Source organism: Clostridium aromativorans, assembly GCF_020908015.1.
GTDB lineage: Bacteria > Bacillota > Clostridia > Clostridiales > Clostridiaceae > Clostridium_B > Clostridium_B aromativorans.
In genome coordinates this window covers 65,257-87,224 of sequence record NZ_JAJJPB010000015.1, presented here as the reverse complement: position 1 = coordinate 87,224, position 21,968 = coordinate 65,257, and the positions used below count along the sequence as shown (strand labels likewise).

Here is a 21,968-nt window from a genome sequence, read left to right as displayed (position 1 = left end):
ACACTGTCTCCATCAAGTTTTAATTCCTCTATTGTCTCTGAAATTCTAAAAAGTACATCCGGTTCATTTTTTCCCTCTATTGAAGAAAGTATTCTCACACCAAGGGGAAGATAATTGTTAACTTCCATATATCTAAGTGCCATAAATCTGTTAAACCAGGTATAGGCGGCTTCCTCCATGACTGGCTTGAACCCCCTTCTCCTTACCTGCCCTACAAGGGCATCTCTCTGATTCTTCGGAAGCTTGAATATGTCTCCACTTTCATTTAATTTGAATCCGCCCTGGATTTCCACTGCAGTGTCTATTTTCTGCCCGCCTACACCTATCAGGTTGGCTTTTTCACTAACTGCCTCTATTAAATTCTCTCTGGCCCATACGGCAAATACCTTTATCTTATTCTTATCCACGGCTGCTTTTCCCCTAACTCATCTGTTATATCAAATTTATTATGGTATTGTCTTTCAGTTCCTCCTTCAACTTACCTCTTAGAAACTCCACCACTTCATCTATATCTTGGACATTCTTTATAATTTTCTGACCCTTCACCAGTTCTCTCATGCTCAGAGTCTTTATTTTCACAACAATTTCAGGCCCTCTATCATTGTTCCTTTGCATTTTTTGAACTTTTTCTTCAACTATTATCTTCACCCATTTAAGTTTGACCTTCTCTGCCAAATCGGACATAGAAGCTATCACTGCAAAATTATCCGCACTTTCAACTCTATTGTAAAGATCTTCAAACTCCCCTCTTACCTTGTCTTCAAATATACTTTTGAAGCTGCATGTTTTCAAGACATCAAAAACTTGATCTCTGCACTTTTCTATGAATTCTTTTATTGGAATGCTCTTTTCTTCCAAAAGTACTACTACTTTGTCATTGTACTTTTCTATTAGAACAGGCAGTTCATGTATTCGAGAATAAGGTCTTTTCATTTTGAGTATCTCTCTTATTTTCTTCATAATCACATTCATGTCATCATCTACTATATATTCCTTATTTACATCATAATTTTTCAGTTTTTCCACAGCTCTGTCAAATATAATTTTCTGTTCACCTGTAGAAGAAAAGTCAATCACACCATTTTCTTTCTTATAAAAAAATGCTTTTATATCATCCACATCATCTTCATAATCCAGAAAATTCTCTTCAAGATCATATATTCTTTTGAAGAATTCCACTGTATCCGTGATCTCCATTATTTTCTGAAATAATCTTTTTCCCAATTGCAGAACCTCTTCTCCAGGATAACGCGTTCTAGAAGAAAAATTAACAAGCATTTCGTTGATCTTAGAGAGCTCATTTTTACATTCTCCTTTGAATATATCCATTATTCCATCCTCATCAGAGGGAAGGGACAGAAAATTAAACATATCCCTGCTTAAATCTCTTACCGTATCTACATATTTCTGGCTTACTCTCTCTCTGATCTTCAATATTGTCCTTTCAACATATTCCCTTTTGGTAACATAATGCACTATTTCCCTATCGTTGGGGCTAATTACCTCCCCATTTAATATCACCTTGATACACTGTTTTTTAAACAACTCTATTATAACAGCAGCTATATCTAAACCCTTCCATCCATAAGGAGGGTTTGAAAATTTAGCCAATACAGTTTTAACTGTAACCTGAAGATTTCTGGATGAACTGATCTGTATATAATTTTGTATCTCATCCACCGCTAGTTTATTTGGATTTGTATCTGCAATCTTCATCTGGTTAAATTTTTTATCCACAATATCATAAAGTTCTTTTACACTATTAGTAAATTTTTCTACATAATTCAGCTTGTTGTATTTGGAATTCACCAATATTCTCAATCCACTGTTCATTCTGTCTATAGGATTCTTTTCATTTATATCTACTAAACTTCCATTTATGTATATAGGTGCTTTTTCCATTGACCCTTCTATTAAGAATTTAGCCCTTTTAGCTCTTTCTCCTCTTTCCCTGCTTTTTTTTACCTTGATATCTTCTACGGCAGCACTGGATTTTATACCGCTTTTAATTCTGAGATACTCATCTATCTTCAACATGTTTTCTATTTCATCAAGATATGAATAATCCTGTGAAATATCTAAAATAACGTTACCTTCCCTGACAGATAGAAGTTTTAATTCGGCCTCACTGGAATCACGGGACAGTTCAAAACTTGGAGTTATTACCCTCACTCCTATTTCATTTATCTGAGAACCAATTGTTCTGTCATCTACTATTTTATTAAAAGTAAATTGATACCTTCTCGAATAGGAAAATTTAGCGCCATTATATATATCATCAAAAATGATTTCAGAAATCTTATGTGTGACTTTTCCAATATCCACGGGCATGTTGTTTATTTCCCTATTTACATCCTGTTCATCATTTGTGAGAAATACATACTCTTCTCCATTTTTCTGAATGAGTGTCTGCCTCATAAGTTTCTTCAAAGAAATCTGTACATCTTTTTTTATATGCAATTTATCTGCATCTATTCTATTTACCAACAGTGTAGATATATTTTCTATATTTGCTTTTATTTCTTTTACATACTTTAAAAGAAATAGCAGTTTCAAAACTTTCACGTCAAAGGCATCTAATTTTTCATTTTTTTCTGCATAAATTACAACTGATCTAATGGAGGAGTCCAGAAAGATCTCTATAGTTTTGTAAAAGGAGGAAAAAGGGACAAGCATCCTTGTATCTTCTTCCATATAATCCACCGCAACCTGCTGATATGCCCCCAGCAAACTTCTCTCTCCCCTGGATAGACTCTTACCGGATGCCCCATGTTCCCTCACTCCATTGAATACAGATTGAATGAGATTAAACTGATAGGGTATAAAAGGATAGACTTCTGCAAATTCCTTTTCATTCCTGTAAATTTTCATTTCTGCAGTATCTGATGTAAAAGTCAGCAGGTTTTTTATTATTGATTCCTTCTGCTCATATAACAATCTCAAATAACTTTCGGCAGTATTTTTTTTCCTAAGTATACGTTTTTTTATTACCTCGTCAACATTTGCAGAAGACAGTGAAAGCCGGACATTAAATCTTCCCTGAATTTTAGAAAAATCATTTCCCTTTACTTTTGTAAATTCATCCAGACCCTCCTGTGAAGTGACAACAACCCAGCACTTTCCACCACATTTAGTACCGAGATCTTCCACCAGAGTCTGGAGGTTTAACATGAGTTTTGTATTATCTCCAATATATTGTCCCATTTCGTCTACCATAAATATAACATGATGGTTTTTTCCCTTTGATTTAATGTATTCTTTTACCCTAGATGTAAATTTATCTATGCTAAGTGAATAATTTTCTTCACATTTATTGTACCAATTCCTTGCAGATTTTTCACTCATCTTTGTAGTTTCAGATAACGACTTTACAATTGAATCCTCCTCATAATAAAAATCCTCTCTTGATTCAAGCCATGACTTTCCGGACATCTCTTTAAAAAATCTTTTAAATTTCTCATATACACCGTCTTTAACCATCTGCCGTTCCATATTCGCTATCCATGGCATTGATCCACAAAAACCCTGCATTTCACTAAACACTTTATTAAACACATTTACAATGGCATCTTTATTCGATTTAGAATCCGCCTCTGATTTGGAGTCTATATTAAAAAGAATTACATCGGTCGGGGTATCCCCAGCCAGTTTCATATTCTCAAGAGTAAAATTATCCAATCCCTTGTCACTAAAATAATCAATAGCATTTTTACCATCTATAATTTTATTCTCCAAAAGATAGGATAATATTTTCAAAAGGTGGGACTTACCGCTTCCAAAGAATCCTGAAATCCACACCCCGTTCTTATCCGTATCTTCCAGTATACTGGTTTTATACATTTCAAAAAACTCATCTATGTGTTTCTTTAACTCACTGGTTACAACATATTCATCTAGTTCCTGTTTTACATTTTCATCATCTTCCTGCCCAACTTTGATAACACCTTTTATATCCCTGTCTATTTCTTTATAAAACATATCCTTCAAAATAAATTTCATTTTTTTGTCTCCCCCATAATTCAATACTTATCTATTAATTGAAATGCCCTGTAATAGTTGTCATCTTTTAAAATATTAAACAGCATTAGGGAGCCTCCATCATAGGTGCCTGGAAAAAACATAACAAGAGGTTGTTTTTCTATAACTCTATGCAGGTTGTTTAACACTCCATATGATCCGATTATAGGCCATGATTTTCCAACTCCAGTTAAAAATATTATATCGCTTCCGCCAATCCTGTCTGCTATATACCCTACCATAAGATCATTTTTCAATGTAAGTCTAAGAGCTTTCTTGGTTGCATTTAAAACATATTTGCTTCCTTTTTTTTTCTCCATCTCAAAGTTTTTTTCAAGATATCCCTTTGATTTTAAAATGTTCAAAATAATATCATAAAGGTCAAACTCGATTATATTGAGCCCATAGGCTTTTTTTGCCTTTTCCTCTATAAATTTAACTCTATCCCTAATTAAAAGCTCATATTTAGGATCATAATCAAAAATATAAAATCCTATTTCATCTCCAAGTCCCTTATTCTGTCTGAAATACGGATCAGCTATCCGTGGTAATATTTCATCGATCCTCTTATGTATATCCTTCATATTTTATCTCAATCTCCTACGCGGTCCAATTTTATAGTAATTATTATATCACAAATAATAATACCTTCTACAGAACCTTGTAAATTCAGAACCTGATTTAACCAACAATGAATTTCTTTCACAATAAATATAATTGAAGGCAAAAAATTTACAATATGGTAATATTATTACCACGATTTTGTAATATATTAGCGAGAAACTATTGTATATCAAGTAGTTTTTATATACTCATTTTTTATAAATATAATGGAAGGGGGAAATTAATCAATGAAAAACATCTTAAAAAAACTTCAAATTTTGCTGCTGGCATTATTTGTGGTATTGGGAAGTGGAGCCGGATCTGCAATTGCAAAGGAACAATTCGGCGATACTTACAGAGGCAGCTATATTTTATCAAATTATTTTCCAAAGAGGAATATAACTCATTCAATTTATAACTACCAGCCTCAAAACACCATAAATAGGGTTAATCTTCCAGCTAGCACTGAAAAATCAGGTAATTGGGCAGGCTATATAGCTGTACCTGTTTCCCAGAACAATACTTATACAAGCGTTTCAGGAAGTTGGACAGTACCTAATATTACATCCAATCGTCAAAATGCCTCAACCGCACAATGGATAGGCTTGGGAGGAGTAAATTCTGAAGATCTCCTTCAAATGGGAACTATAGAGGAGATACAAAATGGACAACCTATAGTTGAAGTTTTTTGGGAAAAATTGCCCGATGCTGCCCAGAATATAGTTAGTATCCCAATTGGCTCAACTATCAGTGTAACTATATCCAAGGCTTCGAATTCCACATGGAATTTAACATTCACTGCAACTACGCCTAAAGGAGAAGCAGTAACAAAAACTATATCCACTACCCTTGATTCTTCCTATGAGCAGAAAATAGGCACATCCGCAGAATGGATCAGCGAAGATCCGGCTAATCAGAACAATCAGCTTCTACCTCTAGCAAACGCGGATGAGGTAAAATATCAATCGGCCAAAGTCAATGGAAATTCATTATCTGATTCCAGCAACAAAATTCACCCTGTTGCCATGATATCAAATGGTGGAAATATCGCAATTTATCCCTCTGAGATCGGAGCAGATGGTGAATCATTTACAACAACTACTAACTCCAGTTACAACAATAACATCAACAGTATTTCCAATTTCAGACATAGATCCGATAATTTATCAAAACATATTTCAAGATATCCCGGAGATTATTCTCATTACAGACAACCTGCAGCAGCTGCTGCCTATTAGTCAAAAAAGAAGCCGGATAATTTCATAATCGGCTTCCGTTTTGAAGTGTAAAGCCAAAAAATATTATGTTAAATAACACAAAAACAGCATTATCATTCACAAATATAATGCTGTTTTTATATATATTAAATAGTATATAATTAAAATATCATGTCTCCTGCTTCAAAAAATACTTGATAGAAAAGAGGTGTTTCACAATAGGAAACAAGAAAAACAACTATGTGCTGTGTTATAAGGATCTATGTAAAAAATTCAGCCGGCGTCCCCTGGAAGAAATTGTCCAAAAAAGTGGAGCAAAATATGACGCTGAAAAGAATATGTTCACCTTAAAATACTTTAACAGGGAATATTTAATTTCCTATCCGGAAGGCTCTATTACATTAAAGGATTTTAATCACAACGATCTATCTTATGAATCCGATACGATAATGGATAAAATACTGATCATGAGCTATCTCTGCAGATGCACCAAAAGTGGACTGACCAATAAATGGGTACCCTACAGGGAAATAGAAGGTGTAGGCTGCACCTATGATTTTTTTGCCGGCCATGGTATAGACAAACTTACCAAATACTTCGGAAACAGAGATGAACTATTTCTAAAGGCCGGGAAAAAACTTGATGCTAAAAAACTATGCCTGGGAGATATGTCACTTCAGTTTAACATATTTCCAAATGTGCCCGTTGTACTGGTCTTATGGCTGGCAGATGAAGAATTCGAAGCCCAGGCAAACATCTTTTTTGACTCTTCTGCCTCAAAAGAAATTCACATAGAAGATCTGGCCTCCCTGTGCTCAAAGGCGGCTGACGAATTGATTAGATGTGCAAAACAAGTGGAAAATTTTTAAAAATGTTTACATATATATGGATAAGTGCTATTATATATATGTAAAGTAAATAGAATTGTTTGTGGGGGAACCGTTTCGGTTGAGAAGGTAAAACCTGACCCTTTGAACTTGATGTAGTTAACACTACCGTAGGGAAGCAAATATTTAAAATGTGTATTCGAGGAGTGTTTTCATCAGACACTCCTTTTTTTATTTAAAAATACAATGTTACAGGGGAGCCCATGTTGATAGGCTGAGAGTAAGATACTATCTTTTACCCTTATAACCTGATTTGGATAATGCCAACGTAGGGAAATTTACGCTGTTTTAAAAAACATTCAGAGTTTTTATATCCTATGGGAAGCATTTGCTCCCTATTTTTTTATCCATAAAATCAAGAAGGAGATTGATAAAATGAATTATACAACCCAGATGGATGCTGCCAGAAAAGGAATAGTCACGGAAGAAATACGTATAGTAGCCAAAAAGGAAAATATGGATGTCAAGGATCTCATGCACCTTATGTCCAAAGGCAAAGCTGTCATTCCAGCCAATAAAAATCATAAAAATTTAAGTGCAGAAGGCGTGGGAAAAGGGCTTAAAACAAAGATAAATGTCAATCTTGGCATTTCAAAGGACTGCTGTAATATAGATCTGGAACTTGACAAAGTGAAAAAAGCAATAGACATGAAAGCTGAGGCCATTATGGATCTAAGTTGTTTTGGGAAAACAAGAGAATTTAGAAACAAGTTAGTGGCTATGTCTCCTTCTATGATAGGTACTGTACCCATATACGATGCAGTTGGTTTTTATGATAAAGAATTAAAGGATATAACTGCTGAGGAACTTTTAAGCGTTATAGAAGCCCACGCAAGAGATGGGGTTGACTTTATGACCATCCATGCCGGTATAAATCTGGAAGCAGCACAGATATTCAAGAGAAACCCGAGACTTATGAATTTTGTCTCAAGAGGAGGCAGCTTGATGTATGCTTGGATGAACTTGAATAAGAGACAAAATCCTTTCTATGAATACTTCGATAAAATTCTTGACATATGTGAAAAATACGATGTAACCATAAGTCTGGGAGATGCCTGTAGACCTGGCTGTATAGATGATTCTACAGACGCAAGCCAGATAAAGGAACTCATGACCTTAGGTGAACTGGCAAAAAAAGCCTGGAAAAGAAATGTACAGGTAATGATAGAAGGGCCCGGTCATATGGCTCTTAATGAAATAGAAACCAACATGAAGCTTGAAAGAAAGCTGTGTCATGATGCTCCATTTTATGTACTAGGTCCCATAGTAACAGATATAGCACCTGGATATGATCACATAACAAGCGCCATAGGCGGCGCTATTGCTGCAACTTATGGAGCGGATTTTCTCTGTTATGTAACTCCTGCAGAGCACCTCAGACTGCCTGATTTGCAGGATATGAAGGATGGAATTATAGCCGCCAAAATAGCTGCCCATGCTGCAGACATTGCAAAGGAAATCAAAGGTGCAAGAAATTGGGACAACAAAATGGCTGAGGCCAGAAGAGCACTTGACTGGGAAAAAATATTAGATACTGCAATAGACCCTGAAAAAGCCAGAAAATACAGAAAGAGCTCAACACCTGAAGATAAAAAAACCTGTACCATGTGTGGAAAAATGTGTGCTGTAAGAAACATGAACAAGGTAATGGAAGGAAAAAACATAAATATCCTTCGGGATAAAGACTAGAACATCGATTCCAATTGCTTTTGAAATGAGGTGTAAAAATGACCGTAAATGGAGAAGAATTGGATTTTGCCCCCGAAACGACAGTATCACAATTACTAAACAAATTAAATATAGACGAAAACACCGTTGTAATTGAAGTGGATTTAGAGTTAGTAGACAGGGAACAGTACAAATCCAAAAAATTATCAAGCACTTCCAAAGTAGAAATAATCCGTTATGTCGGAGGTGGTTAGATAATTTACATTATATACAATAAATCAAAATTAAAGGAGATTTTAATTTATGGATGAACTTATAATAGCAAATAGAAAAATAAAGAGCAGGTTCTTTATTGGGACTGGTAAATTTACATCAAATGAAATAGTGCCTGATATAATAAAAAGTTCTGAAGCACAAATTATAACCGTAGCACTGAGACGTATGGATATCCACGCTGCAGAACCAAATGACAACATATTGAATTTTATAGATAAAAGCTGCATACTCGTGGCAAATACATCCGGTGCAAGAAATGCAGAAGAAGCTATAAGGCTCGCACATTTAGCTAAAGCAACAGGATGTGGAAATTGGGTTAAAATAGAAGTTATTTCAGATAGCAAATACTTGCTTCCCGACAACTATGAAACCTTAAAGGCTACTGAAGCCCTTGTAAAAGAAGGATTTGTTGTACTTCCCTATATAAGCCCGGATCTAATGGATGCAAAGAGACTTGTAGATGCCGGTGCCTCTGCAGTAATGCCTCTGGGTGCACCTATCGGGACAAATAGAGGTCTTAAGACAAAAGAACTATTAAAAATTATAATTGACGAAATAGATATACCAGTTGTAGTGGATGCAGGTATAGGGAAGCCATCTCACGCCGCAGAAGCCATGGAGATGGGAGCCGATGCAGTACTTGCAAATACTGCCCTTGCAACAGCAGAAGACCCTGTACTCATAGCCGAAGCTTTCAAGCTTGCAATACAAGCAGGAAGGAAAGCTTTTCTTTCAAAACCCGGTGTTGAAAAAGAAGTCGCCGTAGCCTCATCTCCTCTTACAGGATTTTTAAGATAGGAAGTGTTTAAAATGACCTTTTATGATGTAGTGCAAAATTTAAAAGATTTTGATTATGAAAACTTTTTTAAAAAAGTTACAGACAGACAAATTGAAAAAATAATAGATAAAGAGGAACTGGATAAATGGGATTTTCTGGCGCTTCTCTCTCCTACTGCCGAAAAGCATATGGAAGAGATGGCTCAAAAATCTCACAGACTTTCACTTAAATACTTTGGAAGAAACGTTGTCATGTACACTCCCATGTACGTTGCCAATTACTGTTCAAATAGATGCGCTTACTGTGGATATAATTGTACAAATAAAATAAACAGAAAGGTACTCACTCTCGATGAAGTTGATACAGAAGCAAAAGCTGTACATGACATGGGGTTCAGACATGTAATAATTTTGACAGGAGAATCCAGAAAATATTCGCCTGTTTCCTATATAAGAGATTGTGTAAAAATAATGAACAAATATTTCAGTTCAATATGTCTGGAAATATACTCTCTTAAAAAGGAAGAATACAGAGAACTTGTTGAAGCCGGTGCAGATAGTCTTACTATGTACCAGGAGACCTACAACCAGGAAGTATACTCAAAGGTCCACCTTGGAGGTCCAAAGAAAAATTACAGATACAGACTTGAAACACCAGAAAGGGCCTGCGAAGCTGGTATATATTCCGTAGGTCTCGGCCCGCTTTATGGTCTCTATAACTGGAGAGAAGAAGCTTTTTTAGGTGGACTGCACGGTGCATATATACAAAAAAAATTTCCTGGAGTAGATGTGAATTTTTCAGTTCCACGGATAAGGCCTCATGCAGGTTTTTTCAAAGATCTGCATGAAATAAGTGACAAAAACATGGTACAAATACTGCTTGCACTTAAACTCTTTATTCCAAGATCAGGTACCAACATAACCACAAGAGAATCCAGGGAAATGAGGGACAATCTCATACCTCTCGGTGTCACCAAAATGTCTGCAGGCGTATCTACGGAAGTTGGAGGACATACTCAGGAGAATCCTGGTGAAATGCAATTTGACAACTCCGATAAAAGAAGCTTAACAGAGGTGAAACAGGCAATAATCAAAAAAGGATATTTTCCTGTAATGAAGGATTGGGAACCTATAGCACTATGAAACAAAAGCTATTTATAGTAACGAATAGAAAACTTGTAAAAAATAACAACATGCTTGATATAATAGAAAGTTCAGTACAAGCAGGTGCAGATGCCGTAATTCTACGTGAAAAAGATTTGGACTGTAGTAAAATAATTCAGCTTGCTAAAAAAATCAAAAAGATAACGGAACCTCAAAATGTACCTCTTATAATAAACGGCAATATGGAAGCTGCTCTAGAAGTAAATTCTGATGGATTTCACACAAATTATGCAGATTATATGAATGAACATTTTAAATTCAAGGGTATTTTAGGAGTATCTGTTCACAGCACTTTAGAGGCGGCAAATGTGCAAAAAAAGGGTGCAGATTACCTTCTGGCAGGACACATTTTCAAAACAAATTGTAAAAAGGGATTAGAACCCAGAGGAATTGCTTTTTTGGAAGATATGCTGAAAAATGTTTCAATTCCAATTATAGCAATAGGCGGTATAAATGAAAGCAACATAGATAAATTATTGAAAACTGATATTTATGGTGCTGCTGTAATGTCCCTTGTAATGTGTTCAGATGATCCATATCTTACGACACGAAATTTAAAAGAACATTTTTGAAAAATCAACAATTAAATTTTCCTCACCTACCATAATATGATGATTGGTTATCATAGAAACAGCTTAGCAATATTGAACTGCTAGGCCGTTTCTATACACAATATATGCATTATATTAAATGGATTATTTTTTAGTATAATCAGTTATGCCCAACCTATTTCCGAATGGATCTTCAAATTCTACAGCGCTGCTTTCCACAGTATTAGAATTTATACTGCTGAAAGAGATTCCAAATGCAGGCACTTTCATCGAAGGCAAATGATTATATATATAGGTCCCAACGTTCTTCTTTAATTAGATGGTCTGTCCACGTAGTATTATCAGCTGATTCAGTTAGCTTAAATCCATAATTTCCATAAAGATAACGGGCTGTTTTGAGTACATCAGCAGTCCATAAAAAAATATGCTTATAATTCTTCTCTCTACAAAAATTAATTGCCGTGTCTAAAAGCATGTGACCTAATCCATTATTTCTTTCACTTGGATCAATTAAAAACCATCTAAGCTGCGCTAAAGAAGAATCTGTTTTATCTGCAGCTATAGCTATTACGCCAACGGATTTATTACTTTCTTCTGCAATCCATATATTTTCTAAATCCGGATTATGTTTTTTATGAAATTCAATTAAATATTTCTCAACATAATCTCCAAATATATTACCAAACCCAAACTCCTTTTTATATAATTCTCTATGTTTTTCAATAATGTATTTTATATCACTTTCTCTATATGATCTAATATTGAAAGCTCTTTTACCATAAGACAGTAATTTCATAATACATTCCATTGAATTAACTAAACTTTCCTTTTCACTTTCATCTAAGTGATCTATTAGATTAGAAATTTGTTTATCAGATCTTTTTGAAAGATTTGATAGGACATTCCTACCGTTTTCTGTCAATTCAAGGAAATTCAAACGTCCATCCCCAGAACATTTTTCTTTAGTAATCAATTCATCCGATTTAAAGCGATTTAAGATCCTACTTAAGTATCCCTTATCAATATTTAGTTTATCAATCAAAATATTAGCGGTACATTCTTTAGTTTTATTAATCTCAAAAAGTATACGAGCTTCCGTTAATGAATATGCACTATCCAGTATACCTTGATTTAAAAGTCCCAAGACATTTGTATAAAATCGACTAAAAATTCTTACCTCTGATATTGTGTTTAAGTTTCTATTTTTCATAAAATCACTCCAAACTAGTTTATTTATTCTCATAAAAATAATTATAAGCAAACTAGTTGACTTAGTCAAATAGTTTTAACACTCTATCTGTATATTTTTAATATCAATTATTTATTTGCATTTCTTATCTATCATACAAACCTTTCTTAAAAGGAATTCCATTATAAAAACAGAAGTTTTTTAAGCTTATAAAGTTTTATCAATTTATCACAATAAATTCTCAACTGCTTGTACTCTTCGTAACCTGATTTATGTATTTATCTAGTTTTTGACTTGCCTCTAATATTTCACTATAATCCGCCTCTTCCTCAATTAATTTATGTAATCTCTCTCTCAAATCGTTTACTTTATCATTTATCACGTAAATTTCAACCTGCCTTTCTTATAAATAACAATTAAAGTTTAACATTTATACAAATTATTGCAAAACACTTTTAAATTATATCACAAAAATCGCTTGTTGTAGATTATAGTATGAAGACAATTTGTAACATTTTTTTTAAAATTAAATCCGAGAGGTGGTTTACATGACATTAGAAAATGCACTTGCTATAACTTTAAGAAACCGCAGAATAAAATGTGGATTATCTCAGGAGGATCTTGCACATGAATGTAATGTTGACAGAACCTATATCAGCATGATTGAACGCCAGAAGCGAAATCCAACTTTAAACATCATTTTTAGAATCTGCAAAAGTTTAGATATAAAAGCTAGTGACTTTATTTCAAGTATCGAAAAAGCAATGGAAAGCAATTAAAAAGCAATATTATTTTCGCGTTAACTTGATTCATATTTATAGATAATTTGAATAGAGTTAAAAGACCTCACCTTTTACAGATGAGGCCTTTGTCATAGAATACAGATAGGCTCTTTTGTAGGACTCTAGAACGTATCACAGCTTCTCTGTATAAATCATCCGCTCTACTTGAGTTGAAGCCAGTTTCCTACCAGTAGGTACAACATATTTCTCAGCCATTTCATCATAACCTATATCCTCAATCACCCGCCATCCATATTCTTTTAGAAAATTAGGCCATTCTACCGGCTCCATTCCAAAAATCCAGATCTTATTTATCACATATTTTTCATATATCTTGTCCCATCTATACTTAGATTGACCTTGAATAAAATCCTTACGAACATACGTGAAAACAAGACGACTTCCCGGTGCAGCTTTTGAAAGAAAGTCAAATGTTGATCTAATACCTTCTTCAGTTAAATATTGTGTAACACCCTCCCATATGAAAAATGTTCGTTTATCTGCCAAATACCCATGAGATTTCAATTTAGTGTTTATATCTTGATGGTCAAAGTCTATTGGAACAAGCTTTACATGTGATGGAATAGTTTCGAACACTTTGCCAAGTTGAATCTTCTTAGCTTCAATGTTTTTGGGTTGATCTAGCTCCCAAACGGGAATATCAGAAAGCTCTTTCAATCTATATGCACGAGTATCAAATCCAGCTCCTAAATTCACTACTGCTCCGATCTTATTGACTGAATCTATTAGCTCTTCATCTATATACCGTTTTCTACACATCATACAGCTCCAGAGACCAGGAAAGTTTTTCTCAGTAATTCGCACCATCCAATTTCTAACTGAGTTAAGATGCATCATCCATAAAAAACCTCTTCCAGAGGGTAGTATTTGATCTGCCAAGTTATCGTCGATAATACGCTCTGTTTCAGGAAAATATTGTTCAATAGCTACAAGTGCTGTCGGATCTGTTCCTGTTTTAGTTGCTGCTTTTGTCATTATATATTTCTCCTTTTAGTTTACATTTTATTTTAATTTACATAATATTTATACTGTTTACTACAAAGCTTTTTGTTTTTTCTCTATCAATTGGCTGCTGTAAAGTGCACAGCATTTAAATTCCCTCTCTATATTATTGTAAAATAGTATACTTATGGAATTATATTTTTTATCCACTATCTTTCCTCCTCCGTATAATTTGTGAACTACAGCATCTCCTATTTTTAAATGCAACTTTTCAGCATAATCATATGTACTAAATATACCGCACTCCTTTATGAATCTGGACACCTGAACTGTTTTTCCCCTTATGGTACTGCTGCAGCACAAACTCAAATTATCTATGGCCCTTGTAATTCCCACATAAAATAAGCGCCTTTCTTCCTCGAGATTATTCTCAATGCTGTTCTCATGGGGCAAAAGTCCTTCACTGCAGTTTACTATATATACATTTTTAAATTCCATTCCCTTCACACCATGAATTGTACTTAATATGACCCTGTCTTTTTCTTTAGCACTCTGCTCTATAGTGTTTTTCACCTTAGTTACATGATCTAAAAACTCATCTATTGTGTCAAAATCCTCACAAGAAGCTTTGAATTCGCGTAAGATATGCTGAAATTCTTCCAAATCTCTGTTTGATTTACTACAGTAAACTTTTAAGTAATCCAGGTAATTCACCTTATTTAATATGAATTCCACAGCATCCTTTAATTTTATTTTGTTCAGTTTTTTCATCTTTTTCTGAAGATCATCCAGAACTTTAAGCTGAAAAATGGGAATATCATCTATTTTTCTTAAAATTTCAAAGCAGTTTTCACTTACTTTGTTTCTTCTCACCTTTTCTATGTTTACCCTTCCTATATATCTAAAAGGTTTATTTATAATAGACATAAAACTTTCTTTATCACACATATCTACAGAAAATTTAAAATACGCTATTAGATCCCTGCATATAAAATGATCAAAAAAATTATACTGTACATCCAACAATTTAAATTTTATATTGTATTTCAAAAAGGCATCTATTAGAATTCTTGATTCTATGTTGGTTCTATAAAGTACGGCAATATCTTTGTGTCCATATCTACCTTTATCTACAAGCTTCTCTATGGATTTTGCCACATAGTAAGCCTGTTCTTTTTCTCTTGGAAATATCTTAAAACCAATTTCCCCATTTTCCTGTCTACTACTGCAAATAGATTTCAAATTTCTATTTTTATTATTATATATAACACTTTTGGACATTTCAACTATATTCTTTGCACTTCTATAATTTATTTTTAAAAAAAGCTTTTCTCCATCTTGAAAGTATTTTTTAAAATCCACCATGCTGTCAGGCCTGGAACCTCTAAAGGAATATATACATTGATCTTCATCTCCCACTGCGAACAGATAATTATACCTGCCGATTAATTGTAAAATTTCTATCTGCACTTTGTCACAATCCTGAAATTCATCCACCAGTATATATTTGAATTTTTTTCTGTAATAGTCCAAAATGTTTTTATCTTTTCGAAAAATTTTTTTAACTTTCAATTGAAGATCGTCAAAATCCATTAAACCATTTACTGCCTTATATTCTTCATATTTATTAAAACATTCCACAAATACAGTCTTGTCTGATTTACTCTTGAAGTCTTTTATATTATATCCTGTATTTTTTAAAAGAGATATATCATTTAAAATTTCTTTTACTTTTTCATCACCTATGGAATTCAAATATGATACGAGTACATTTTTGACTAATTGACATGCTTTTGGCAATGATATCATTTCTATTTTACCTCTGTATTTTTTCAGTATATTATAGTACAGAGAATGAAAAGTTCCAAAGAAAGGTATATTTTCTGTATTTGAAATTGATAAATACCTGTTTCTCATGTCAAAAGCAGAGGATCTTGTAAAAGTTATCACCAATATGTCTTCTGGATCAACCTTTTTAGTGTTTATTAAATAATTCACCCTATTTATAATAACCGTCGTCTTGCCTGAACCCGGTGGCGCACAGATCATTACATTTTTTAGCTCACTATGTACCGCCCTTATTTGATTTATATCTAAATTATATTCCATTGCATCTACTCCTCACATTTGTAATCAACCTATTGAATCCCATAATCCTTGTAATATTTTATGTTAAGTATTACAATATGTATATACATAATTTTGTTCACAATTACCCAAATTAAAACATAAATAGAGGAGATTTTTATTATGAAAAGCTCGAAAAATTTTGACATTACAAATGGAAGGAATCTTACTATGCTGGTAGATTTCTATGAATTCACCATGGGTAATGGGTATTTTGAAAACAATATGGGAAATAAAATAGCTTATTTTGACATGTTCTTCAGGCGTATCCCGGACAATGGAGGATATTGCATTATGGCTGGAGTTCAGCAGATTATAGAATACTTATCAAATTTAAAATTTTCCCAGGAAGACATAGAATATCTAAAGACCAAAAAACAATTTTCAGAAGAATTTTTAAATTATCTTAAAAATTTTAAATTTTCCTGTGATGTGTGGGCTGTACCAGAAGGAAATCCAGTATTTCCCGGTGAACCTCTTGTAACTGTAAGAGGTCCTGCCATTCAAGCCCAGTTCCTTGAAACCATGATACTTTTGACTATAAACCACCAGACCTTGATTGCCACAAAGGCAAATAGAATTTGTAAAGCTGCAGGCAAAAGACCTGTAATGGAATTTGGCTCTAGAAGAGCCCAGGGTCCCGATGCAGCAATGTATGGTGCCAGAGCTGCAGTTATAGGCGGCTGTAGTTCCACAGCCTGTACTATAGCTGACCAAATGTTTGGAATACCAGCTGTTGGAACTATGGCCCACAGTTGGATACAACTATTTCCTTCTGAATACGAGTCTTTTAAAGCCTGGGCAAAAGTATATCCAAATAATTGTATACTTTTAATAGATACTTACAATGTACTGAAATCAGGTTTACCCAATGCAATAAAGGTTTTCAAAGAATTTTTGATCCCCAACGGTTACAAACCAAAGGGCATAAGAATTGACAGCGGCGACATAACCTATTTGACCAAAAAATGCAGAAAGATATTGGATGAAGCTGGTCTTTCAGAGGTAAAAATAGTTATTTCAAACTCTCTGGATGAATTCATCATAAGAGATGTACTTAGCCAGGGTGCCTGTATAGATTCTTTTGGCGTTGGTGAAAGGTTGATAACTGCAAAATCGGAGCCTGTATTTGGAGGAGTATATAAATTATCCGCTATAGAGGATGAAAATGAAAATATAATACCTAAAATAAAGATAAGTGAAAACGAAGAAAAGATAACCAATCCTGGATTTAAAAAAATATATAGAATTTACAATAAAGAGGAGAATAAAGCCATTGCAGATTTGGTGGCTTTACATGATGAAAAAATAGATACAGATAAGCCTCTGGAAATATTTGATCCTGTGTTTACCTGGAAAAGGAAAAAAATAAAAAATTATTATGTTAAAGAATTGATGGTAAAAATATTTGACAAGGGACACCTTATATATGAAAGTCCAGATGTAAGAGATATTAAAGCTCTAGTACAAGAGGAAACTTCTAAACTTTGGCCTGAAACACTGAGGTTTGAAAATCCCCATCATTATTATGTAGATCTATCCAAAAAGCTTTGGGATTTAAAACATCACTTACTTGGAAAATATTCTGATACCTACGATGAATAGGTTCAGCTCAATTTATTATTTGGAAGATTTTCGGCAAAAGTCGAAAATCTTCATTTTTCATATCCTCATAGTCCTTTAAAAATTGCTTTTTATCATATCTGCAAATTTTTTTACTATATAGGCTGTAAATCCCCAAATTACATATTCCCTATACTGGTAAAAGTATTCTGTTATTTTTCCACTTCTAAATTTATAGTTTTTCCCGTTTACCACAAGCTTGTATGGAAATTTCTTTCCAGGTTTTGAAACCACAGGCATTTCATAGACAAGAGGAGTATTTTCCATAAAGAATTCTAAAGGCACCTTGAAGATATGATCCACTTCACTTTTGCTTGGAATTATATTCTTCTTACTCACCTTGCATACAAAGGGATACATTATAAAATTATAGGGCGTTACAACATAATCCATTTCACCTATAACCTCTACATCTTCTCTTTTTAAATTTAATTCTTCCATGGTCTCCCTCACAGCCGTATCCTGAGGAGTTTCACCTTTTTCCATTTTTCCTCCCGGGAAACATATATCCCCCGGCTGATGCTTTAAATTTAAGGCCCTTACTTCAAAAATTATATCTAATCTTTTTTCTTCTTCACAAAGGGGAATTGCCACTGCGCTTTTACTAAAATCCCCCATAATTTTTCCTTTTCTACCTCTAAATATATGCTCAATTCTTTCTATCAAATCAATACCTCCTAGAATACAATAGTTCTCAATTGTAAAATACACTTCTTAATGATATACTTTAAAATGTCATAATTAATTATATAATATGTTTTAGATAAAATATACATATCAAGTGATTCTTAAGTTCAGATAGAGTTTGCTTATAAAGAATACTTACTCCATCTGAACTTTAGAAGAACTTATCCCGGCGCATAGCAGTGCTTATCGTGAGCTTTAAGAAGTTGAAGTATTAACACTGGTAGCGTTCGGATAAATTTTGGACAAGTGGAGTGATGCACTTTGAAGCATAGAATAAACATACTATTATATCTCTTCATATTTATATTTTCTTTAAATTACAAAGTATCTGCTGCTGACTTAACTAAAAATCCAAAACCCGACATTTACGGAAAAGCGGCTATAACAATAGACATGCAAACAAATGAAATAATATATGAAAAAAACCCTGATACAAGAGTGTATCCAGCCAGTACTACAAAACTTCTCACAGCTATTCTGCTTGAAAAAAACAAAAAGCCAAAGGATATGCTGGCTTATACTGAGGATGCCAAAAATCAACCCACTTCTTCTTTAAATAAAGACATCCATCCTATTAAGGTAGGAGATTCAATGACTGCAAAGGATGTAATGAGCGGGCTTTTGATGCACTCAGCCAACGATCTGGCCTATGTAATTGCAGAAAATATATCCAAAAATGCAAGTGATTTTTCCAAAAAAATGAATGAATATATAAAAAAACTTGATTTGAAAAACACCCATTTTGTTACTCCAAATGGCCTGCATAATCCAGATCATTATTCTACGCCCTATGACATGAGCATAATTGCAAGAGAGGCCTTTAAAAGCTCCTGGATAAAAAATACCATGGGAACTTACCAGACTACAGTAAAAACTTCCAGTGGACTTACTTTCCCCATTAAAAATACAAACAAGCTATTGGGAAAAGACGGCTGTATTGCAGGCAAGACTGGGTACACAGTACCTGCTGGGAGGTGTCTTGTGGCTATATACAGCCGAAACGGAAGACAGATATTAGGAGTAGTAATGAACTCAATATACGATCCTAAAGATACCTATGTATTCAATGATATGGAAAAAATAATAAACTGGAGTTATAATGAGCCAAGAAGTATTTTATATAAAAAGAATTCCATAATTGAAAAAGAGATTGTAAAATACAGACCTCTGTATTTTACAGGTCCCTATATAAATATAAAAGTTCCTATAAAAATTAAAGAAAATGTAACCTATTATGCTAATGACCTCAATAAAAAGGAGCTAAAGAGGAACATAAATCTTTCAAATACCACTTCAAAAGCTTTAAAGGGTGAGGTCCCATTAGGTGATTTGACTATAAAAGAAAGAAATTTCTCTAAAAGTTATAAAATCTATTCTGATTTATCAAAACAGGAACTTTTCAAGAAAAGTATTCCCATTTACTTGAAAGCTTTACTGTTATTTTTCATATGCTGTCTGGTAATAAAAATTATTCAAAAAAGAAATTCTATCACCAGATAGAATTCAGCAAACAAATTTTACGGCAAAGGGCAGCGGCTAAATATATATCCGCTGCTCTAAAACTGAATATTAAAAATCTACTTTTTTCCCATCATATATATATTGGAAAAGTTTTTTCATTTCATCTTCGGTTACCTTTGCAGGATTAGCCCCAGTACAGGCATCTTCCATTGCATTGTGAGATATAAAATCAAGATTTTCCTTGAAATCACTCTCACTAATTCCGTAATCCTTCAATGTGAGAGGAATATTCATATTCCTGTTCATATTTCGAATCATTGCCGTTAATGAATCTATCAGTTCATTGTCATTTTCTCCTTTAAGTTTAAGAACTCTAGCTATATCTGCATATCTCTCTGGACAAGCACCCTTATTAAAATCTATTACATAGGGTAAAAATATAGCATTGGCACACCCATGTGGTATATGAAAAACTGCACCGGTTTTATGCGCCATACTGTGTGTTATTCCCAGAAGTGCATTTGAAAATGCCATTCCTGCCAGACATTGAGCTATGTGCATATGCCCTCTTGCTTCCATATTTCCTTTATAGGATTTCAATAAGTATTTGTTAATCATCTCTATAGCATGAAGTGCAAGCGGATCTGAAAAATCAGAATGCAAGCTTGCTACATAAGCTTCTATTGCATGGGTCAATGCATCCATTCCAGTATATGCCGTAAGTTTTTTAGGCATGGTCTCCGCAAGTTCGGGATCAATTATTGCCACATCCGGGGTTAAATTGAAATCAGCCATAGGGTATTTTATTTTGGTCTTATAATCTGTTATAACTGAAAATGAAGTTACTTCAGTTGCTGTTCCGCTGGTAGATGGTATGGCTACAAATTTTGCTTTTTGCCTTAATTTAGGAATCCCGAAAGGAACCACTGCTTCTTCAAAGGTAAAATCAGGGTATTCATAAAATATCCACATGGCTTTAGCAGCATCAATAGGTGATCCTCCACCTACTGCTATTATGCAATCCGGTTTATATTCACTCATGATCCTGGCACCCTTCATGACAGTATCAACGGATGGATCCGGTTCTACTCCTTCAATAAGCTTAACCTGTATATTTGCTTCCTTTAAATAAGATTCTATCCTGCCTAAAAAACCAAATCTTTTCATAGATCCCCCGCCTACAACCACTACAGCTTTTTTAGCATCTAAATCCTTTAAATGCTCTAATGAATTTTTGCCAAAATAAATATCCCTTGGCAGCGTAAATCTTTCCATAATTTTAATTCCTCCAATTTATTAATACTATATGTTTTAAAAAACAATACATACAGTATATCATACAGCAATATATATGCCAAAAATTAACACCCGGTTTTTCTGTACATTCCTACCCCTTTAAATTTTGTGTTCATTTTTCTATCATATTACGTCTTAAACGGCGTCTTTTTTTTGAACAGTGTTCGATTTTATATCACTTTTACATCATTTTCCAATCTACTTCCCCTATAAATAGCCGTAAGTCCTGTACGTACAATTTCCTTAATTCCATATGACTTCATAATATCAATAAAAGCAGATATCTTTTTTTCATCACCAGTTGTTTCAATTGTAAGGCTTTTTTCATCCATATCCACTACGTTACTTCGAAAAGCATTTACAATTTCCATAACAATTAATTTACTGTTTGAATCCACAGATACCTTCACCAGACACAATTCCCTGTAAACAGCTTGGGTATCCGTCAGATCTATTACTTTTATAACTTCAATCAATTTGTTTAATTGCTTGCTTATCTGTTCAAATATATGATCATTCCCCAATGAGACAATAGTCATCCTTGATATTTTAGGGTCTCCTGTAACCCCTACAGTAAGGCTGTGTATGTTGTACCCTCTTCTGCTGAAGAGTCCAGCTATTTTACTCAAGACCCCAGAATGATTTTCCACTAATACTGACAGTACATATCTTTTTATGCT

General features: G+C 33.8%; 19 protein-coding genes, 1 pseudogene and 2 riboswitches. Of the genes and pseudogenes, 10 read left to right on the top strand and 10 right to left on the bottom strand.

What is annotated here, in order from left to right; genetic code table 11:
* The 3 genes and pseudogenes from LN736_RS12090 to LN736_RS12080 form a co-directional block, all read right to left on the bottom strand.
* Positions 1 to 407: pseudogene (locus tag LN736_RS12090) on the bottom strand (BREX-1 system adenine-specific DNA-methyltransferase PglX); the annotation flags it as partial.
* A 25-nt stretch (positions 408 to 432) separates the two neighbouring features.
* Positions 433 to 3,999, bottom strand: a complete 3,567-nt coding sequence (gene brxC, locus LN736_RS12085; RefSeq protein WP_229981609.1) for a BREX system P-loop protein BrxC — start codon at positions 3,997 to 3,999, stop codon at positions 433 to 435.
* A gap of 20 nt (positions 4,000 to 4,019) precedes the next feature.
* On the bottom strand, positions 4,020 to 4,601 hold the full coding sequence (locus LN736_RS12080; protein ID WP_150355660.1) for a DUF1788 domain-containing protein: 582 nt from the start codon (positions 4,599 to 4,601) through the stop codon (positions 4,020 to 4,022).
* A 267-nt stretch (positions 4,602 to 4,868) separates the two neighbouring features.
* Here LN736_RS12080 and LN736_RS12075 point away from each other — a divergent pair, with 267 nt between their 5' ends.
* The 7 genes from LN736_RS12075 (at position 4,869) to LN736_RS12045 (ending at position 11,181) form a co-directional block, all read left to right on the top strand.
* A complete protein-coding gene (locus LN736_RS12075; protein WP_150355661.1) occupies positions 4,869 to 5,858 on the top strand; it encodes a G1 family glutamic endopeptidase in 990 nt (329 codons plus the stop codon).
* 221 nt (positions 5,859 to 6,079) lie between these two features.
* Entirely contained in the window at positions 6,080 to 6,706 is a 627-nt protein-coding gene (locus LN736_RS12070) for a DUF3786 domain-containing protein (protein WP_229981608.1), read from the top strand.
* A 53-nt stretch (positions 6,707 to 6,759) separates the two neighbouring features.
* A riboswitch (TPP riboswitch) is annotated at positions 6,760 to 6,859 on the top strand.
* Between the two features lie 48 nt (positions 6,860 to 6,907).
* Positions 6,908 to 7,018: riboswitch (TPP riboswitch) on the top strand.
* Between the two features lie 81 nt (positions 7,019 to 7,099).
* Positions 7,100 to 8,413 carry a phosphomethylpyrimidine synthase ThiC gene (gene thiC / locus LN736_RS12065; RefSeq protein WP_150355662.1) on the top strand — a complete coding sequence of 438 codons (1,314 nt, stop codon included), beginning with the start codon at positions 7,100 to 7,102 and terminating at the stop codon, positions 8,411 to 8,413.
* 38 nt (positions 8,414 to 8,451) lie between these two features.
* The gene (thiS, locus tag LN736_RS12060; protein WP_150355663.1) at positions 8,452 to 8,646 is read left to right on the top strand and encodes a sulfur carrier protein ThiS; all 195 of its coding nucleotides are present in this window, start codon (positions 8,452 to 8,454) and stop codon (positions 8,644 to 8,646) included.
* 49 nt (positions 8,647 to 8,695) lie between these two features.
* Positions 8,696 to 9,466 (top strand): thiazole synthase, encoded by a 771-nt coding sequence (locus LN736_RS12055; protein WP_150355664.1) that lies wholly within the window; start codon positions 8,696 to 8,698, stop codon positions 9,464 to 9,466.
* A 12-nt stretch (positions 9,467 to 9,478) separates the two neighbouring features.
* A complete protein-coding gene (gene thiH, locus LN736_RS12050; protein WP_150355665.1) occupies positions 9,479 to 10,588 on the top strand; it encodes a 2-iminoacetate synthase ThiH in 1,110 nt (369 codons plus the stop codon).
* Positions 10,585 to 11,181, top strand: coding sequence for a thiamine phosphate synthase (locus LN736_RS12045; RefSeq protein ID WP_150355666.1), 597 nt, complete (start codon positions 10,585 to 10,587; stop codon positions 11,179 to 11,181). Before thiH ends, LN736_RS12045 begins: the two co-directional genes overlap by 4 nt.
* A 262-nt stretch (positions 11,182 to 11,443) precedes the next feature.
* Here the strand turns inward: LN736_RS12045 and LN736_RS12040 are convergent, their stop codons facing one another.
* Positions 11,444 to 12,370: a bifunctional helix-turn-helix transcriptional regulator/GNAT family N-acetyltransferase gene (locus LN736_RS12040; RefSeq protein ID WP_150355667.1), complete on the bottom strand. Its 927-nt coding sequence runs from the start codon at positions 12,368 to 12,370 to the stop codon at positions 11,444 to 11,446.
* A gap of 220 nt (positions 12,371 to 12,590) precedes the next feature.
* Positions 12,591 to 12,731 (bottom strand): aspartyl-phosphate phosphatase Spo0E family protein, encoded by a 141-nt coding sequence (locus LN736_RS19135; RefSeq protein ID WP_150355668.1) that lies wholly within the window; start codon positions 12,729 to 12,731, stop codon positions 12,591 to 12,593.
* Between the two features lie 166 nt (positions 12,732 to 12,897).
* Between LN736_RS19135 and LN736_RS12030 the strand changes: the two genes are divergently transcribed.
* Entirely contained in the window at positions 12,898 to 13,128 is a 231-nt protein-coding gene (locus LN736_RS12030) for a helix-turn-helix domain-containing protein (protein WP_150355669.1), read from the top strand.
* A 135-nt stretch (positions 13,129 to 13,263) separates the two neighbouring features.
* On the opposite strand, the gene LN736_RS12025 is transcribed toward LN736_RS12030, so the two are convergent.
* Positions 13,264 to 14,127: an SAM-dependent methyltransferase gene (locus LN736_RS12025; RefSeq protein WP_150355670.1), complete on the bottom strand. Its 864-nt coding sequence runs from the start codon at positions 14,125 to 14,127 to the stop codon at positions 13,264 to 13,266.
* Between the two features lie 60 nt (positions 14,128 to 14,187).
* The gene (locus LN736_RS12020; RefSeq protein WP_150355671.1) at positions 14,188 to 16,203 is read right to left on the bottom strand and encodes an ATP-dependent helicase; all 2,016 of its coding nucleotides are present in this window, start codon (positions 16,201 to 16,203) and stop codon (positions 14,188 to 14,190) included.
* A gap of 141 nt (positions 16,204 to 16,344) precedes the next feature.
* On the opposite strand from LN736_RS12020, the gene LN736_RS12015 reads away from it, so the two are divergent.
* The gene (locus LN736_RS12015) at positions 16,345 to 17,826 is read left to right on the top strand and encodes a nicotinate phosphoribosyltransferase (RefSeq protein ID WP_150355672.1); all 1,482 of its coding nucleotides are present in this window, start codon (positions 16,345 to 16,347) and stop codon (positions 17,824 to 17,826) included.
* 75 nt (positions 17,827 to 17,901) lie between these two features.
* Here LN736_RS12015 and LN736_RS12010 read toward each other — a convergent pair whose 3' ends face one another.
* Positions 17,902 to 18,510: an NUDIX hydrolase gene (locus LN736_RS12010; protein WP_150355673.1), complete on the bottom strand. Its 609-nt coding sequence runs from the start codon at positions 18,508 to 18,510 to the stop codon at positions 17,902 to 17,904.
* A 282-nt stretch (positions 18,511 to 18,792) separates the two neighbouring features.
* Between LN736_RS12010 and LN736_RS12005 the strand changes: the two genes are divergently transcribed.
* On the top strand, positions 18,793 to 20,031 hold the full coding sequence (locus LN736_RS12005) for a D-alanyl-D-alanine carboxypeptidase family protein (RefSeq protein WP_150355674.1): 1,239 nt from the start codon (positions 18,793 to 18,795) through the stop codon (positions 20,029 to 20,031).
* Positions 20,032 to 20,100: 69 nt separating this feature from the next.
* Here the strand turns inward: LN736_RS12005 and LN736_RS12000 are convergent, their stop codons facing one another.
* Both LN736_RS12000 and ilvN read right to left on the bottom strand, forming a co-directional pair.
* Positions 20,101 to 21,267, bottom strand: coding sequence for an iron-containing alcohol dehydrogenase (locus tag LN736_RS12000; protein WP_150355675.1), 1,167 nt, complete (start codon positions 21,265 to 21,267; stop codon positions 20,101 to 20,103).
* Between the two features lie 191 nt (positions 21,268 to 21,458).
* Positions 21,459 to 21,965 carry an acetolactate synthase small subunit gene (ilvN, locus tag LN736_RS11995; protein WP_207707987.1) on the bottom strand — a complete coding sequence of 169 codons (507 nt, stop codon included), beginning with the start codon at positions 21,963 to 21,965 and terminating at the stop codon, positions 21,459 to 21,461.
* Between the last annotated feature and the right edge of the window lie 3 nt (positions 21,966 to 21,968).

Bases quoted from the DNA above. Each gene is read 5' to 3' on its own strand.
- brxC (WP_229981609.1), bottom strand. From the start codon at position 3,999: ATGAAATTTATTTTGAAGGATATGTTTTATAAAGAAATAGACAGGGAT.
- LN736_RS12080 (WP_150355660.1), bottom strand. From the start codon at position 4,601: ATGAAGGATATACATAAGAGGATCGATGAAATATTACCACGGATAGCT.
- LN736_RS12075 (WP_150355661.1), top strand. From the start codon at position 4,869: ATGAAAAACATCTTAAAAAAACTTCAAATTTTGCTGCTGGCATTATTT.
- thiC (WP_150355662.1), top strand. From the start codon at position 7,100: ATGAATTATACAACCCAGATGGATGCTGCCAGAAAAGGAATAGTCACG.
- thiS (WP_150355663.1), top strand. From the start codon at position 8,452: ATGACCGTAAATGGAGAAGAATTGGATTTTGCCCCCGAAACGACAGTA.
- LN736_RS12055 (WP_150355664.1), top strand. From the start codon at position 8,696: ATGGATGAACTTATAATAGCAAATAGAAAAATAAAGAGCAGGTTCTTT.
- thiH (WP_150355665.1), top strand. From the start codon at position 9,479: ATGACCTTTTATGATGTAGTGCAAAATTTAAAAGATTTTGATTATGAA.
- LN736_RS12045 (WP_150355666.1), top strand. From the start codon at position 10,585: ATGAAACAAAAGCTATTTATAGTAACGAATAGAAAACTTGTAAAAAAT.
- LN736_RS12040 (WP_150355667.1), bottom strand. From the start codon at position 12,370: ATGAAAAATAGAAACTTAAACACAATATCAGAGGTAAGAATTTTTAGT.
- LN736_RS12030 (WP_150355669.1), top strand. From the start codon at position 12,898: ATGACATTAGAAAATGCACTTGCTATAACTTTAAGAAACCGCAGAATA.
- LN736_RS12025 (WP_150355670.1), bottom strand. From the start codon at position 14,127: ATGACAAAAGCAGCAACTAAAACAGGAACAGATCCGACAGCACTTGTA.
- LN736_RS12020 (WP_150355671.1), bottom strand. From the start codon at position 16,203: ATGGAATATAATTTAGATATAAATCAAATAAGGGCGGTACATAGTGAG.
- LN736_RS12015 (WP_150355672.1), top strand. From the start codon at position 16,345: ATGAAAAGCTCGAAAAATTTTGACATTACAAATGGAAGGAATCTTACT.
- LN736_RS12000 (WP_150355675.1), bottom strand. From the start codon at position 21,267: ATGGAAAGATTTACGCTGCCAAGGGATATTTATTTTGGCAAAAATTCA.